The organism is Lentzea sp. NPDC102401, from assembly GCF_044765805.1.
In the GTDB taxonomy this organism is placed as follows: domain Bacteria; phylum Actinomycetota; class Actinomycetes; order Mycobacteriales; family Pseudonocardiaceae; genus Lentzea; species Lentzea sokolovensis.
The window spans coordinates 304,887-320,838 of the sequence record NZ_JBIWKS010000011.1 but is presented as its reverse complement, the minus strand read 5'-3'; the positions used below and the strand labels follow the sequence as shown (position 1 = coordinate 320,838).

At 68.6% G+C, this 15,952-nt stretch carries 13 protein-coding genes; 4 read left to right on the top strand and 9 right to left on the bottom strand.

Annotation, left to right across the window (positions count from 1 at the left end; genetic code table 11):
* Positions 1-5: 5 nt before the first annotated feature.
* Positions 6-704: a response regulator transcription factor gene (locus ACIRG5_RS33950; RefSeq protein WP_211335635.1), complete on the bottom strand. Its 699-nt coding sequence runs from the start codon at positions 702-704 to the stop codon at positions 6-8.
* 136 nt (positions 705-840) lie between these two features.
* Between ACIRG5_RS33950 and ACIRG5_RS33945 the strand changes: the two genes are divergently transcribed.
* The 3 genes from ACIRG5_RS33945 to ACIRG5_RS33935 are packed head-to-tail and all read left to right on the top strand — an operon-like array spanning position 841 to position 3,451.
* The gene (locus ACIRG5_RS33945) at positions 841-2,199 is read left to right on the top strand and encodes a ferric reductase-like transmembrane domain-containing protein (protein ID WP_402912459.1); all 1,359 of its coding nucleotides are present in this window, start codon (positions 841-843) and stop codon (positions 2,197-2,199) included.
* A gap of 14 nt (positions 2,200-2,213) precedes the next feature.
* Positions 2,214-2,708: an FMN-binding protein gene (locus ACIRG5_RS33940; protein WP_402912456.1), complete on the top strand. Its 495-nt coding sequence runs from the start codon at positions 2,214-2,216 to the stop codon at positions 2,706-2,708.
* Between the two features lie 8 nt (positions 2,709-2,716).
* Positions 2,717-3,451 carry an FAD:protein FMN transferase gene (locus tag ACIRG5_RS33935; protein ID WP_402912453.1) on the top strand — a complete coding sequence of 245 codons (735 nt, stop codon included), beginning with the start codon at positions 2,717-2,719 and terminating at the stop codon, positions 3,449-3,451.
* Positions 3,452-3,623: 172 nt separating this feature from the next.
* On the opposite strand, the gene ACIRG5_RS33930 is transcribed toward ACIRG5_RS33935, so the two are convergent.
* Positions 3,624-4,637 (bottom strand): ADP-ribosylglycohydrolase family protein, encoded by a 1,014-nt coding sequence (locus ACIRG5_RS33930; RefSeq protein WP_402912451.1) that lies wholly within the window; start codon positions 4,635-4,637, stop codon positions 3,624-3,626.
* A gap of 122 nt (positions 4,638-4,759) precedes the next feature.
* Here ACIRG5_RS33930 and ACIRG5_RS33925 point away from each other — a divergent pair, with 122 nt between their 5' ends.
* Positions 4,760-7,525 carry a BTAD domain-containing putative transcriptional regulator gene (locus tag ACIRG5_RS33925; RefSeq protein ID WP_402912448.1) on the top strand — a complete coding sequence of 922 codons (2,766 nt, stop codon included), beginning with the start codon at positions 4,760-4,762 and terminating at the stop codon, positions 7,523-7,525.
* Between the two features lie 143 nt (positions 7,526-7,668).
* Here ACIRG5_RS33925 and ACIRG5_RS33920 read toward each other — a convergent pair whose 3' ends face one another.
* From ACIRG5_RS33920 to ACIRG5_RS33890, 7 genes are all read right to left on the bottom strand, one after another.
* Positions 7,669-8,427, bottom strand: coding sequence for an SGNH/GDSL hydrolase family protein (locus tag ACIRG5_RS33920; RefSeq protein ID WP_402912446.1), 759 nt, complete (start codon positions 8,425-8,427; stop codon positions 7,669-7,671).
* Positions 8,428-9,132: 705 nt separating this feature from the next.
* On the bottom strand, positions 9,133-10,146 hold the full coding sequence (locus ACIRG5_RS33915; RefSeq protein ID WP_402912443.1) for an N-acetylglucosamine kinase: 1,014 nt from the start codon (positions 10,144-10,146) through the stop codon (positions 9,133-9,135).
* Between the two features lie 5 nt (positions 10,147-10,151).
* Positions 10,152-11,420, bottom strand: coding sequence for a 6-phospho-beta-glucosidase (locus tag ACIRG5_RS33910; RefSeq protein ID WP_402912441.1), 1,269 nt, complete (start codon positions 11,418-11,420; stop codon positions 10,152-10,154).
* The gene (locus ACIRG5_RS33905; RefSeq protein ID WP_402912438.1) at positions 11,417-12,310 is read right to left on the bottom strand and encodes a carbohydrate ABC transporter permease; all 894 of its coding nucleotides are present in this window, start codon (positions 12,308-12,310) and stop codon (positions 11,417-11,419) included. Before ACIRG5_RS33905 ends, ACIRG5_RS33910 begins: the two co-directional genes overlap by 4 nt.
* Positions 12,307-13,281: a carbohydrate ABC transporter permease gene (locus tag ACIRG5_RS33900; protein WP_402912435.1), complete on the bottom strand. Its 975-nt coding sequence runs from the start codon at positions 13,279-13,281 to the stop codon at positions 12,307-12,309. The genes ACIRG5_RS33905 and ACIRG5_RS33900 overlap by 4 nt, the downstream gene beginning before the upstream one ends.
* Before the next feature lie 12 nt (positions 13,282-13,293).
* A complete protein-coding gene (locus tag ACIRG5_RS33895; protein ID WP_402912432.1) occupies positions 13,294-14,619 on the bottom strand; it encodes an ABC transporter substrate-binding protein in 1,326 nt (441 codons plus the stop codon).
* 16 nt (positions 14,620-14,635) lie between these two features.
* A complete protein-coding gene (locus ACIRG5_RS33890; RefSeq protein ID WP_330271405.1) occupies positions 14,636-15,847 on the bottom strand; it encodes an ROK family transcriptional regulator in 1,212 nt (403 codons plus the stop codon).
* Between the last annotated feature and the right edge of the window lie 105 nt (positions 15,848-15,952).

The following is a 15,952-nucleotide window of genomic DNA, read 5'->3' as shown; positions in this document are numbered from 1 at the left end:
CGGGCTCACTCGGCTGCTCTGCGGAGCACGTACCCCACACCGCGCACGGTGTGGATCAACGGCTCGCGGCCGTCGTCGAGCTTGCGGCGCAGGTGGGAGATGACCAGTTCGACCACGTTCGAGCGGCCGCCGAAGTCGTACTCCCACACGTGGTCGAGGATCTGCGCCTTCGTCAGCACGGCCGGTGAGCGCCGCATCAGGTACCGCAGCAGCTCGTACTCGGTCGGCGTCAGCGTCACGAGCTTGCCGCCGCGACGGACCTCGCGGGTGTCCTCGTCCATCACCAGATCGGAGACTTTCAGGACCGATCGCTTCCACGACGGACCCGTCGAGCGGCGCAACACGGCCCGAAGACGTGCCATCAGTTCCTCGACCGAGAAAGGTTTCACGAGGTAGTCGTCGCCACCTCGGGTGAGTCCCGCCACCCGGTCCGCGGTGCCGTCACGGGCCGTCAGAAAGACCACCGGCACCATCGCACCGGCCGCCCGCATCCGATCGAGAACGGTGAATCCGTCCAGGTCAGGCAGCATGAGGTCGAGCACGACGATGTCCGGCTGGAACTCGGCGGCCTCTCTCAAAGCCTCCTCACCGTTGAGCGCCGTCGCGGCCTGCCAGCCCTCGTACCGGGCGACCGTCGCGACCAGGTCAGCGATGTGCGGCTCGTCATCTACGACGAGCAATCGAACCGAGTTCCCCTTGTCCACGTGCTCATGGTGCGTCACCTGGTGGCTCCGGCGCTCGATCGACAGGAAGTCGACAGCGGGTGCAAAGCGGAGCCACAGCTCGAACGCCAAGGATCGAGACCGACCGCCAGAGACCGCCCTGACCGAGGAGCCCGCCGTGACGACCACCCTGCAGCATCCCGTGCGACCGGCTCCGGCCGGCCGGGCGACGCCGCACAAGGTGCTGGCCAAAGCCGGCCTGTACGTGTTCCTCCTGGCCAACGCGGCGTTCGTGACCTACCTGTTCAACGCGGCGGGTGTCGGCTCGAACAAGCTGGTCAACTTCGGCCGCCTGGCGGGCCTGTACGGCGCGCTCGCGATGGCGTTCCAGCTGCTCCTGGTGGCGCGGCTGCCGTGGCTCGACCGGCGCCTGGGCATGGACAAGCTCACCTCGTGGCACCGCTGGGTCGGCTTCACGATCTTCTTCACGCTGATGGGCCACCTGGTCTTCATCGCGTTCGGCAACGCCGGTGACGAAGGCCCGATCGCGGAGGTCGTCCGGCAGGCGACCGAGCTGGAGGGCATCCTCCGCGCGCTGGTGGCGTGGGCGATCATCATGGTCGTCGGCACGGTCTCGGCCCGCTTCGCGCGGCGCCGGATGGCCTACGAGACCTGGCACTTCATCCACCTGTACACCTACGTCGCGATCTTCCTCGCGTTCTCGCACCAGGTCGCGGTCGGCAGCACGTTCCGCAAGTCCGCGCTCGCAACCGGCTACTGGTGGGGCCTGTGGGCGTTCGCGCTCGGGTCCGTCCTGATCGGACGCGTGGTGCTCCCGTTCTACCGGAACTGGAAGCACCAGTTCCACGTCGCCGCCGTGGTGCCCGAGGCGCACAACGTCGTCTCGGTCTACATCGAGGGCAAGGACCTCGACCAGCTCGGCGCGAAGGCCGGCCAGTTCTTCCTGTGGCGCTTCCTGACCAAGGACCGCTGGTGGCAGGCCAACCCGTTCTCGCTGTCCGCGGCGCCGAACGGCAAGTACCTGCGGCTCACCGCGAAGGCCCTGGGCACCGGCAGCGCGGACATCCGCAACATCAAGGTCGGCACCCGCGTGTTCGCCGAGGGCCCGTACGGCGCGTTCACGACCATGCACCAGACCAGGCCCAACGCGCTCCTCGTCGCGGGCGGTGTCGGCGTCACGCCGGTCCGCGCGCTGCTGGAGGAGATCAAGGGTCACGTCGTGGTGCTCTACCGGGTCAGCGACCCGCGCGAGGCCGTTCTGCTGCGCGAGCTCGAAGGCCTCGCCAGGGCCAAGGGCGCGGTGCTGCGCCTGGTCACCGGTTCGTCGAAGACCATCACCGCGAACGGCCCGTTGCTCGGCCCGGAGAACATCGCCGCGCTCGTGCCCGACGTGGCGGACCGCGACATCTTCATCTGCGGCCCGAACGGCATGACCGACGCGGTGATCACGAGCCTCGACGAACTGGGAGTGCCCGCCAGCCAGATCCACGCCGAGCGCTTCGCGCTGGCCAACTGAAGGGGTTCGACGACGTGAAGTGGGCAATTCCCGTAGCTGTGCTCAGCGTGGCCGGCCTGGTTCCGGTCTGGCTCTACTCACCGGGTGCCGCGCACGAGGGCGAGATCAACGAGGTCGCGGCGGCGCCGACCCAGGAACAGCAGCAGACCACCCAGCAGACGGTCCCGAAGACCACCGGCTCCGCGCCGAAGGCGACGGGCGCCGCTCCCAAGACCACGACCCCGCAACAGCAGACCCAGCAGCAGGCCCAGAACCGCACCGTGCCCGGCCCCGCGGTGAACACGTCCGAGGGCACCGTGCAGGTGCAGGTGACGCTGCAGGGCACCAAGATCATCGACGTGAAGGCGTTGCGGGCGCCCAACAGCGACCCGACCAGGATGGCGTTGCCGCTGCTGAGGCAGTCGGCGCTGAAGGCGCAGAGCGCGGACATCGACACGGTCTCCGGCGCGACCGCGACCTCCGAGGGCTACAAGAAGTCGCTCCAGGCCGCGCTCGACGGGGCGAAGTAGAAGTGGCGGTGCGGCGCGTCGAGCACATCATGGGGCTGCCGATCTCGGTGGACCTGCGTGACGGCGACGCCGCGCTGGCCGAGCGGGCGTTCGCCTGGCTGCGCGCGGCCGACGCCCAGTTCTCGCCGTTCAAGCCCGACAGCGAGGTGTCCCGGCTGGACCGGGGTGAGCTCACCAGGGAAGAGCTCACCCCGGATCTGGTGGAGGTGCTCTCGCTGTGCGACTGGTACGAGGAGTCGACGGGCGGCGCGTTCACGGCACGGGTGCCGGGACGCGGGCTCGACCCCTGCGCGGTGGTGAAGGGCTGGGCCGTGCAACGGGCGGCGGACCTGCTGCGCGAGGGCGGCGCGACGACGTTCTGCGTGAACGCGGGCGGCGACGTGGTGACGGCCGGCGAGCCCGAGCCCGGAAAGCCTTGGCGCGTCGGCGTTCGGCATCCCGATCTCGCCGACCAGCTGAGCGTCGTGCTCGGCGTGCGGGACGGAGCCGTTGCCACGTCAGCGTTGTACGAACGCGGCCAGCACATCCTGGACGGCCGTACCGGTCAGCCGGTCTCGGGAATTCTCTCGGTGACGGTCTTCTCCGACGACCTCGCGATCGCGGATACCACTGCCACAGCGGCGTTTGCGCTGGGTAGAGACGGAATCGAGTGGGCGGCGGCGCAGGAGGACTGCGAGGTCTTCATCGTCGACGAAGATCGTCGCGTCTTCTCGAGCCCTGGACTTCCGGTACACATCTGTTAACATGCTCGCCCAACGGAGCCTTGACTCCGGGGCATGATTTCGTTGATCCAGAGCTGGATCGGAGCTCGCGCTCGGGGCAAGTCCCGGCCTGCTGTCGACCAACTACTCGTGCGAGAAGGCCTGCTGTGGCGCGAATTCGGGAGCGCACCACGGCAGGTCTTCTCTCTTTTGGTCAGGCGTAGCGGTCCTCGTTGAAGTCCAGGTTCACCGCGGACATGCCGAGATCGCGGCCCATCGCGTCCAGCACGTCCACCATCTCCAGCCCCATCAGCCAGTCGCGGGGCAGCGCGTCGGTGCCGTGCAACGCGCCGAGCACGTTGCCGGTCAACGCCGCCGTGGCGTCGCTGCCTCCGGAGTGGTTCGCGGCGGCGCGCATCGCGTCCACGAACTGCGACGGCTTCGGGTGCGTCAGCACGGTGTAGACCGCGATGGCCAGCGCTTCCGGACCGGTCCAGCCGCTGCCGAGCCGGTCGACGCGCACGGGCGACGAACCGTCGTGGTCGTCCGCCAGCACCACGGCCCTGGTCAGCACCGTGGCCGTGTACGTGTCGTCGCGCAGCACCCGGCCGATGACCTGGTCGATCGCCTCGCGCAACGGCCTGGCCTTCACGGCGAGCAGGTGCACCAGCAACGCCAGCGCGCCGCCGGACACCCAGCCGCCCGTGCCGCCGTGCGTGAGCGCGGCGAACCGGCAGCCGAGGTCGTAGGCGATCGCTGCGGACGGCGCGAAGCCCGCGGGGGCCGTGCGCGTGACGCCGTTGCAGCCGGACGACTCGTTGTGCGGGTTCTCCGGAGTGGACGGTGTCTCGGCGGCCAGCGCGCGCAGGCACGTCAGGCCCGGCGAGCGGCTCTCGTACAGCCGTTCGTCGGCGAGCAGCCCGACCGCGCCCCGCTCGGGGGCCGGTTGCTGCTGGGTGATCAGCCAGCGCCGGTAGCTGTGCCAGACCTCTTGGGACGGTTCCCAGTCGCCGGTCCGCTTCCCGCGCACCCAGGCGCGCAGATAGCCGTCGGCGGTGAAGAGGGTCAGCTGGGTGTCGTCCGTGAACAGCGCGGGCTTCGGTGGGCCCAGCACGCCCTCTGGGCCGTGTTCGCGCTGGATGTCGGCCCAGCCGAGGTACTGCACGGGGGCTCCGAGCGCGTCGCCGAGGGCGCCGCCGAGGAGACACCCGGCGCCGCGGTCAACCACGGTATTTCGATCTCGCGGCACGTGTGAACAGTAGCGTCCCCCGAACTTGGGCCGTACTTGTATCTGAGACCCGGGCCTGCGCACCTTCTGAAGTGACGAGGTCAGCGCACCGGAGGAGGGGCATGCGGAGCAAAACCGGACTCGAGTTCGGCGTGCTCGGTCCACTCCAGGTGCTCGCGGACGGACGTCTCGTCCAGCTGGGCCGTCGTGGCATGCGCGGACTGCTGGCCATGCTGGTGGTCGAGGCGAACCGACCCGTCTCGATCGACCAGATCGTCGACGCGCTGTGGACGGACACGCCTCCGGCCACCGCGCGGACGATCGTGCACGGCTACGTCTCGCGGCTGCGCAAGGTGCTGGAGGAGTCCGATCCCGCGGGCTCCGCGACGATCCGCACCACGCCGACGGGCTACCAGCTGACCGTCGACCCGTGGCGTCTCGACCTGCACCGCGCCCGGCAACTCGTGGCGTCGTCGCGCGGCAAGCCCGCCGCCATCAGGGCGGGCCTGTTGCGCGAGGCGCTGGGACTGTGGCGCGGGCCGGTGCTCGCGGACGTGCCGGGTGACCCGATGACCTCGGACCTGGAAGAACTGCGGCTGTCGGCGCTGGAGGAACGCATCGACGCCGAGCTCGAACTCGGCCGTCACCTGGAACTGGTCGGCGAGCTGCGCGGGCTGTGCACCGAGTACCCGTTCCGCGAACGCCTGGTCGCCCACAGCATGCGCGCGCTCTACCGGTCCGGTCAGCGCGCCGACGCTCTTGAGGCCTACCAACGGTTCCAGCGCCGTGCCGTCGAGGAACTGGGCATCGATCCCGGCCCGCAGCTGCGGTCGCTGCACGAACAGGTGCTGCGCGACGACCCGTCGTTGAGCGTGATCGGCCCGGTCGAGTCACGTCCCGTCGCCCCGCGCGCCGGGATCGTGGCGCCCGCGTTGCTGCCCGCGTCCGCGTCCCGGCTGTTCGGCCGCGACGACGACAGGTCGTGGCTCGACAACGTGTGCTCGACCAGGAACCTCCTGTCCACCTCTGTCGCCGTGCTGACCGGTGCGCCCGGTGTCGGCAAGAGCGCCCTCGCGATCACGTGGGGGCACGAGAACTCCGAGATGTTCCCGCACGGCGTGCTGTTCGCGTCCCTGGGCGACACCGAGCCGGGCGAGGTGCTGACCCGGTTCCTGGTGGCGATGGGCGTGCCGGCGGACGGCGTGCCGGTCGGCGTGGAGGACCGCGTCGGGCTGTACCGCTCGCTGCTCAACCGCCGCCGCGTGCTGGTGGTGCTGGACGACGCGACGTCGTTCGACCAGGTCCAGCCGCTGCTGCCGCCCGGTTCGGGCTCGGTGGTGCTGGTGACGTCGCGGTCCCACATGGAACGGCTCGTCGTCACCAACAGCGCCCGCGTGCGCAAGCTCGGCCCGCTGGACGAAGAGGCGGCCCGTGCGCTGGTGGACGAGGTGCTGGGCAGGCCGTTGTCGTTGGAGGACCCGGTGGCCGCCCGCAAGCTCGCCGAACTGTGCGGAGGGCTGCCCCTGGCGTTGCGGGTGGCCGCGGCGAAGCTCGTGATCAGTCCGGAGTGGACGGTCGAGGAGCTGGTGGGGGAGCTGGCCGACGACGGGCAGCGGATGCGCGGCCTCGACCTGCCGGAGGCGGGGGTGGGGGTGTCGCGGGCGCTGGACCTGTCGACCCGTGACCTGCCGTCCGAACTGGGCGAGGTCTTCCAGTCCGTCGGCCTCGCGCCCGGCCGCTGGATGTCGCCTCACGCCGTCGCCGCGCTGACCCGCATCCAGGTCGAGTCGGCCCGTTCGCGGCTGGCGCAGCTCGTCGGCGTCAACCTCCTGGTCGAACCGTGGCCGGACGGCTTCACGATGCACGAACTGGTGCGCCTGTACGTGCGGGGAGCGGGCCGCCCGGACCTGGATTCGTTGCGGCGCCTGGTGAACTACTACCTCGTCGCGTGCGACCACGTCCGCCGCGCCATCCGACCGGCGCGCGACGGCCTGGACTTCGCCTTCGGGGACAACGGTTCCACGGCGTTGCCTACCTTCGGCGACCCCGTCGACTGGTTCGACCAGGAATGGCCCAACATCGTCGCGGTCGTGCACGCGTCCGCCGAAAGGGGCCTGCACGACCAGGTGTGGCAGCTCGTGAGACTGCTGCACCCCTATGCGACCGTGCGCGCACTCACCGGCGAGTGGGTGGCGTTGGTCGGGTTCGGTCTGGCCGCGGCCGAGGTGACGGGGAGCCGCCTCGGCCAGGTCCTCATGCTGGACACGACCTACACGACGAACGCCCGGCTGGGACGTCCCGTCCTGCTGCCGGACGCTCGCCGCGCGCACCGGCTCGCGACCGAGCTGGGCGAGCGCCAGTACCTGGTGCTGACGCTCGCCCAGCTCGCCGACGTCCTGTTCCGCCTGCGGCAACACGACGAGGCGCTGCTGCACTTCTGGGAGTCCGTGCAACTCGCGCAGCAGTCCGGCGACATCGTCGGGGAGGCGCACGGACTCAACAACGTGGCCCAGGTCGAACAGGCCCGCGGCCAGGTGGAAGTCGCGCTGCAGCACCAGGCTCACGCCGTCGAGGTGTACCGGCGGTCGGGTGACAACGTGGCGTTGATCCGCGGCCTCGCCAACCTCGCCGAACTCCACCTCCAGGCCGGTGCGCTGGACCAGGCCGAGACGCTGGCCCGCCAGGTCGTCGACCAGGCCGCCGTGGCCGAGGTCACGTACCTCGAGGGCTTTGGCAGGCACGTGCTCGGCGGGGTGTTGCTCCGGCGGGCGGAATGGGTTGCTGCGGCAGCGGAATTGACGGAGGCGCTGCGGCTGTACGCGCAGGTCAACTCGGCCCGTGCGGTCGAGGTGCGAACCGCATTGGACTCACTGTCGTCCGAGGTTTAGCGGACGTTTAGTCGTCTGGTCCCAAAGCATGGGATGTTGGACTAGCAGGCCGCCGAGTGGGGGATTACCGAGGGGGTAAGGCGCCTGCGTTCTGGAGGGCCCGACCGGCACTCGGGGGAGAATGCCGGTCGGGCCTTTCGCTGTTACTGGAAGTTCTCCTCGGTGCAGCGCGCGAGCGGCAGCAGTTCCGGCCTCTTCGGCGCCATGCCGTCGCCCATCGACTCACCCCGGAGAGTGCGGCCGATCCACGGCACCACGTGCTCTCGCGCCCACTTCAGGTCGGCTTTCCGCTGGGTGACCCAGTCGATCTGCTCCAGCGCGGGCCAAGGCTCGTTCCAGGAGTGGTCGTCGGCCAGCCCGAGCACCTCGGCGGCCTTGAGCGCGACCCGCTGGTGCCCCTCCGGCGAGAGGTGCAGCCTGTCCGCGCTCCACGCGCGACGGTCGTGCAGCGCGTTCATCCCCCACAGGTCGACCATCCGGCAGTGGTAGCGCTCGGCGATCGACCACAGGTGCGTGTTGTAGATGGCGATCTTGCCCCGGAGGCTCCTGAGCAGCGGGGTGGACCGGGTGTCGAAGCCGGTGAAGATCACGACGTCGCACCCGGCGGCCCGAAGGTCGGCCACCGCCACCTCGTAGACCTCCGCCAGCGCGTCCGGATCGCTGTTCGGCACCATGATGTCGTTGCCGCCGCCGCAGAACGTGACCAGGTCCGGCTTGAGCGAGATGGCGAGCGGCACCTGCTCGTCGATGATCTCCTGCAGCATCTTGCCGCGGATCGCGAAGTTGGCGTACCTGAACTCAGGCGCCTGCTGGGCGATCATGCCGGCCAGGCGGTCCGCCCAGCCCACGTAGGTGTCCCCAGGGCCCGGGTCGTCCATGCCCTCGGTGAAGCTGTCCCCCACGGACACAAGACTGTTCCATCGCAGCAGCACAACATCCCCCTTTTCTCGTGCGAGCCGGTCTGTCCGCGGGCTCCCGTCCGCAGGCGACTAGTTAGCATGCACAACGAATCGCTGGTTACGCCACCGTCGGTTACGGCATCGTAGGTTTTGTCGCTGTGGGTGACGATTCTTTTACCACTCGATCGAGGGATGCTTGAGGGTTTTCCAGGGGATTCGTCTCATTCAGTCGCTACCTTCTGCCGGGTGCGTTCTGGTTTGCCGCTTCCGTTCCTTTCGTTCGGTGTAGCGCTTGTCACAGCAGGAGTGGTGGCCGGCGTCGCGCTGACCGGTCCTGCCTCGCCCGGAGCCGGCGGGCCCGCGATGGTCACACCGCCTCCCCATTCCAATCCGGTGGTCACTCCGCGGGACAGCGTCGCCGCGACGACCGTCGTGCCTTCCCGTTCCTCGGGTTCGCCCGCAGTCTTGCCCACCTATGTTTCGTCCGATGCCCCGAACGCGGAAAACCCCCGCAGCGACCTCGGCGCGTGAGGTCGCTGCGGGGGCCGTAGGGCCTTTCCGAGGAGGCGCCGCCGCCGGTCCTGCCCCCTCGGAAAGGGTTGGGGCCACTGCTCGGGACGCCGCCGCCGATCTGCCCCGAGCAGTGGGGTTGGGACCGTCTCAGGGGGCGCCGCCGCCGATCTACCCCCTGAGACGGGGTCTGTGGGCCTAGCCGCTGGCCGCCACGTCGAGTGCGGCAGCCGGAACGTGCTCGCTGTAGGCCGAGCGCAGCCTCAGCTCCGCGCTCGGCGAGGCCCCGATGTGATCGAGGCCGAGGAGTGCCGCACCCACCACGGGTGGCACGTCGACCAGGCGGACCTGGGCGAGTGGGGCGGCTTCCAGGATCTGCTGACGGACCGGGCCGACCACCACGTCACCGGTGTGGGTCAGGACTCCGCCGCCCAGCACCACGTCCACGGGCTCGTCCATCAGGCCGAGCTTGCGCATGGAGACGGTGGCGAGCACGACGATCTCCTCGATCAGGCGGTCGACCTGGGCCAGCGCGACCGAGTCGCCCTGCGCCGCCACCTGGAAGACCAGGGGGCAGAGGGCGTGCGGGTCCAGTTCGATCTCCTCGAAGTGGATCTTCTCCACCACGGTGAAGATCGACGTCTCGCCGTAGTGCTCCAGCAGGGCGTCGCGCAGCAACGTCGGCTTGCCCCGGCCGTCCTCGGCGCGCACGGCGTGCCAGAGGGCGTCGTTGCCGAGCTGGCCGCCGCCACCCCAGTCGCCCGAGATCGCGCCCAGGGCCGGAAAGCGGTGCGTCCGGCCGTCCCTGGCCACACCCACGGCGTTGATGCCCGCACCGCAGACGACCGCGATGCCGCCCGCCGCCGCGGTACCCGCCCGCAGCAACGCGAACGTGTCGTTGCCGACGAACGTCGTCTTCGACCAGCCGCGCTCGGTGATCGCCCGCGTCAGGTCCTCCTCCTCGCGGGGCAGGTCTGCCCCGGCGAGGTAGGCGGACGTGTGCGCGGCGATCGGCTCGTCGGGGGACAGTCCCGCCTGAGCTGCGGCCTCGCGTGCCAGTCCCTCGAACACGTCGAGTCCGCGCTTCATGCCCACGGTCTGCGGCGGGGCACCGGGCCCGCGCACCTGCGCGAGCACCTTGCCGTCCGCGTCGACCAGGAGCACCGCGGTCTTGCTGTTCCCGCCGTCGATGGCGAGGACACGGTCGGTCATCGTTGTCAGTTTCCCTTCACCCACGGCAGCAGGTCGCGGTTCTGCGCGATCAGCTCGTCGGCCAGCTGGTCCGCGATGGCGTGCTGGCCGATCAGCGGGTGGGCGAGCAGCGCGTTCGCCACTCGGTCGCGGCCACCGTGCCTGGCCGCTTCCAGCGCCAGGTACTCGTACGCGGTGACGTGCGAGATCAGGCCGGAGATGGACGGTTCCACCGGACGCACGGGCAGCGCCCTGCCGCCGTTCGCGTCCACAGTGGACGAGACTTCGATCACGGCGTCGTCGGGCAGGAAGGGCAGCGAGCCGTTGTTCTGCACGTTCACCACGTGCTTCTCAGCGCCTGCGCCACCGGTCAGCGCGTGCACGAGCTGCACGGCCGCCTCGGAGTAGTACGCGCCGCCGCGTTGCGACAGCTGCTCCGGCTTCGTCACGACCGACGGGTCGCCGTAGATGTCGAGCAGTTCCTTCTCGACCGCGGCCACGACTTCGGCGCGCGGCGGTGAGGTGAGCTGCTTCTGCACCACGGCGTCGTGGTTGTAGAAGTAGTTCAGGTAGTACGACGGCACCATGTTCAGCCGCCGCATCAGCCCGCCGTCGATGCCGATGTGCTCGGCGAGACCCTCGACGTGGTCGGCGAGCAGCTCCGGTAGACGGTCGACGCCGTCCACGTACACGCCGCGTTCCCACGTGAGGTGGTTCAGGCCGACGTGCTCAAGCTCCACGGTGGACGGATCCACGCCGAGCAGTGCCGACGTCCAGCGCTGGAACGTGATCGCCACGTTGCACAGGCCGATCGCCTTGTGACCCTCCTGCAGCAGCGCGCGCGTCACGATGCCGACCGGGTTCGTGAAGTTCACGATCCACGTGTCGGGGCCCGCGATCCTGCGCACCTTCTCGGCGATGTCCAGGACCACCGGCACGGTCCGCAGGGCCTTGGCGAGGCCTCCCGCGCCGGTGGTCTCCTGGCCGACGCACCCGCAGCTGAGCGGGAACGTCTCGTCCGAGGCGCGCGCCTTCTGCCCGCCGACCCGCAGCTGCAGCAGTACAGCCGACGCGCCCTCGATGCCTTCTTCGAGCGACGTGGTGGTGCGCACCTTCGCCCCGTGACCCGCGTGCTCCAGCAGGCGCTGGCTGAACGGGCCGATCAGTGAGAGGCGGTGCTCGTCCGGGTCGACGAGGACGATCTCGTCCACCGCCAGGCTGGTGCGACGGCCGGCGATGCCGTCGATCAGCTCCGGTGTGTAGGTGGACCCGCCACCGACGACGGTGAGTTTCATCCTTTGACTCCCGTGAACGTGATTCCCTTGACGAACGACTTCTGGGCGAAGACGAAGAGGACGACGGCCGGGATCATCGTCAGGAACGTGACGGCCATCGAGGAGTTCCACTGGACGATGTGCATGCCCTTGAACGTCGCCAGTGCCAGCGACAACGTCCACTGGTCCTTGACCTCGCCGGTGTAGAGCAACGGGCCGAAGTAGTCGTTCCAGGTGAAGAGGAAGCAGAACAGCGCGGTGGCCGCGATGCCCGGCTTCGCCATCGGAACGATGATCCGCACCAGCACCTGGAACTCCGAGCACCCGTCCACCCGTGCCGCGTCCACATAGGACTGCGGGATGGTGAGCATGAACTGGCGCAGCAGGAAGATGCTGAACGCGTCGAACAGGAAGTACGGCGCGATCAACGGCACCAGCGTGCCGGTCAGGCCCAGCGACGACCACGTGTCGTACAGCGGCACGGCCACGACCTGCGGCGGCAGCATCATCGCGCCGATGACGAGGATGAACGCCACGTTCCGGCCGCGCCACTTGAGCTTCGCGAGCGCGTAGGCCGCCGGGATCGACGAGATCAGCATGCCCAGCGTCGCGAGCAGCGAGTAGGTGAGGCTGTTGATCAGGTACTGGAACAGCGGGGCCTTGTCGAAGACCTCGACGAAGTTCTCCCAGTGCCATTCGGTCGGCCACAGGTTCGACGTGAACGCCTGGTCGTCCGACATCACCGCGGTGAGGAAGACGAACACGACCGGTGTGGCGAACATCAGGCCGAGCGCGAGCCCGATCGCATGGGTCGCGACCCAGTTCAGGATGCCGCCGACGTCGCGCTTGCGACGCGGCTCCTCCGGTTCCGCTGAGACGTCGACCGGTGGTTTGGTCAGCGTGGCGGTCATGCTCCCGGACCCCCTTCCTCAGCGGTGGAGTTCTTCCGCATCCGCTGGACCAGCACGATGGTCACGGCGAACGAGATGATGAACAGGACCGTGGCCATGGCGGCCGCGTAGCCCATGTCGAAGTAGCGGAAGCCTTGCGTGTACAGGTAAACCGGGAACGTCAGCGTCGAGTTGTCCGGGAAACCGAGATATTTGGTCGATCCCGTCGCGTCCGCTGCTCCCGAGCCGGCCGACCCCGCGACGACCGCCTGTGTGAACAGCTGCAACGCGAGGATCACCGAGTTCACGATGCCGAAGAGCAGCACCGGGGAGATCGTCGGAAGCGTGACGTGCCACCAGCGCCGGATCGGGCCGGCGCCGTCGAGTTCGGCTGCCTCGTACTGCTCCTGCGGCACGTCCAGGATCGCGGCGAGGATGATGATCATCAGGTCGCCGGAGATCCAGAGCATGATCGCGGTGATGCCGGGCTTGGCCCACGCCGGGTCCGAGAACCACAGCGGCGAGTCGAGCCCGAAGACGCCGAGGATCTTGTCCAGCGGACCGCCGTTGGGTCGCATCACCATGAAGAACACGAGTGTCGCGGCCACCGGCGGTGCCAGTGAGGGCAGATAGCAGAGCGTCCGGATCAGACCGACGCCCGACTTCAGACGAGCGATGACCGACGCCACGCCCAGCGCGAAGACCGTGCGCGCGATCGTGAGCACCACGACGAACCAGAGCGTGTTCGTGATCGCCTTGATCAGCAAGGGATCTTTGAACATGAACTCGTAGTTGGCGAGGCCGTTGAACTCCGGCGGGTTGATCAGGTCGTACTTCGTGAAGCTGAAGATGACCGTGGCGACCAACGGGTACACGAAGAACAGGACGAAGCCGATGAGTGCCGGGGCCATGAACCCGAGCACGGCTAGACGGTGGCGGGCACGTGCCCGCCCCTTGCCGGGGGCGGGCCGCGCGCCGAGCGTGGCGGTCATCTTCGCGAATCCCTACTTGCCGCTCTTGGCGATCTGGTCGTCGATGTTCTTGTCGACTTCCTTGAGGCCTGCCGCCAGGTCCGGGACCTTGCCGGACTGGTAGGAGACCGAGAAGTCGGTGACGGCCTTGATGTGCGCGTCACCGATGGGGGTGACCGGGTTGCCCTTGAGCTTGTCGCTCTTGGCGAGGTCGATGAACGTCTTGAACTGCTCGTCCACCTCGAGCTTGGAGCTGTCCATCGCGGCCTTGGTGCTCGGCACGTTCTTGATGGCGTTGGACAGGTCGACGATCGTGTCGGTGTCGAACGTCAGGTGCTTGATCAGCTCCCACGCGGCGCCGGCGTTCTTGGCGCCCTTGGGAATGCCCATGATCGTGCCGGTGGTGAACGCGGTGCCGTAGTCGGCGGGCTTCCAGGTCGGGAACGGAGCCGTGCCGAACTTGATCTGCGGCGCCTGCGCCTTGAGGAAGGCGGTGCGGTACTCGCCGTCGATCATGATCGCGATCTTGCCCTGGTGGAACGCGTGGTCGGCCGAGTACTCCTGGCCGAGACCCGCGCGGAACCGCTCGAGAGCGTCGTAACCGTAGAAGTCGACGAGCTTCTTCTGGAACGTCATCATCTCGGTGAAGCCGGGGGAGCTGGCGAGACCGGACTTGCCGTCCTTCTCCCACTCCGCGCCGAACGTCGGCGCGAGGATGGTCGGGCGGTTGGCGTAGAAGCCCATCGTGGGCAGGTAACCCGCCACCTCGATGTCACCGTTGGGCGCCTTCTTGGTCGCCTTCACGGCCGCGTCGTACAGCTCGTCCAGCGTCTTCGGCGGGTTCGCGATGCCGGCGCCCGACAGCAGGTCCTTGTTGTAGTACATGGCGTACACGTCGGTGAGCATGGGCATCGCACAGCGGTTGCCCTTGTACTCGGTGTACTGCTGCACCGCGGGGGAGAGCTGGTTCAGGTCGACCTTGTCGCGGTCGATGTAGGACTTCAGCGGCTGGAACGCGCCGGAGGAGCAGAACTGGCCGATGTTGTCCGTGGTGAACGACAGCGCGACGTCCGGCGTGTTGCCCGAACGGATGCCCGCGGTGATCTTGTCGTCGTCCTGCGAACCCTCGTGCTTGATCTCGATGTTCGGGAACTTCTTGTTGAAGGTCTTGAGAGCCTTCGTGACCTCTTCGTACTCGCGGTCGGCGTAGTTGCTCCAGACCGTGAGCGTGAGCTTGTCGTCCTTGCCAGGAGCAGCGGCGGCATCGGAACTCGCGCCGCCACCCTTGCCCGCCGCACATGCGGTGAGGGTCAGCGCTGCGGCGACACAGAGCAAGGCAGCACGGGTGTGCTTGCGCATGTGCACTCCTTCTCGATCAACGTGGGGACCCGGCGACCACTGGGCCGCGGAATGGAGCCGTGGTGGCTGCCGGGAGGCCGAACACCTCTTCGCGGGCGAAGGCCAGCGCCGAGTGCAGTGCGCCGCTGCGCACTGGTTTCCCGGTGACCAAAGCCAGCTGAATCGGTGTTCTCGGCACCACCAGTTGCCGCAGTTCCGCGGCAACGAGGTCGTTCAGCGTGGTTCCGCCTGCCTGCGCGATGTCGCCGGACAGGAGGATGAGTTCCGGGTCGAGCACCGCGACGACGCTAGCCACGCCCGTGGCTATGCGCTTGGCGAGATCGGCCATGAACTCACGGCCCGACGGACCTGCGGCCAACGCCTTGCGCACGGCACCGTGGCCGTTTCGCGCGGCGAGCCCGTGGGCGCGTGCGAGCTTGCAGATCGACGTGTTGCTGAGCAGTTCACCGAACGTGCCGCCGGAGCGGTCCGTGTCGGTGTCGGCCGCCGCGCGGTCGGGGATCATCAGCCCGTCGATCTCGCCCGCGCCACCGGAAGCGCCGCGCAGCAGCGATCCGTTGACGACGACGGCGGCACCGACGAGGTCCGCGGGCCAGATGACGACGAAGTCGCTCACCTTGGTGGCCCGTCCGGCGACCATCTCCTCCAGCGCGACGAGGTTGACGTCGTTCTCGACGCTCACCGAGGTCGCGAGCTGCTCCCGCAACTGGCCGGGCATGTCGAAATTGCTCCAGCCGGGCAGATGTGGTGCGTAGGCGAGCTCACCGTTCGCGGGGTTCACCGCTCCCGGACAGCCCACCACGACGTGCAGCAACTGGTCGGCGCTCAGACCTGCCTGACCGCAGGCCTTGCCGACCGCGCTCACGAACGCCTCCAGCACGCCGTGCTTCGCGGGCATCGGCGCCTTGTACTCGGTGAGCACGGCACCGGAGATGTCCGCGATCGCGATGTCGACCGTCTCAGGGGTGAGATCGACAGCGGCGATGTGCGCAAGCGCCCCGTTGACCGACCACAGCTGTGCTCGTGGCCCGCGTCCGCCGCCACGCAGTCCGTTGCGAACCACGGTGTCGGCGTCTTCGAGCCGGGTGAGCAGCTGTGCGGTCGCCGGCTTGGAGAGGCCGATCAGACCTTCCAACTCCGACCTGGTCAGCGGCCCGTTGCGCAGCAAAGCCTCGATGGCTGCGCGGTCGTTGATCTCCCGCAACAGTCGTGGGCTTCCGGCACGCATTAGGTCCGCTCCTGTCTGTTAACTTTCCAGACGATTTCGGCAGACGGTAGTGACCTGGTTCACCGGGGTCAATCCCCGATATGGGTCCGTTACCTGAGTTAGGTT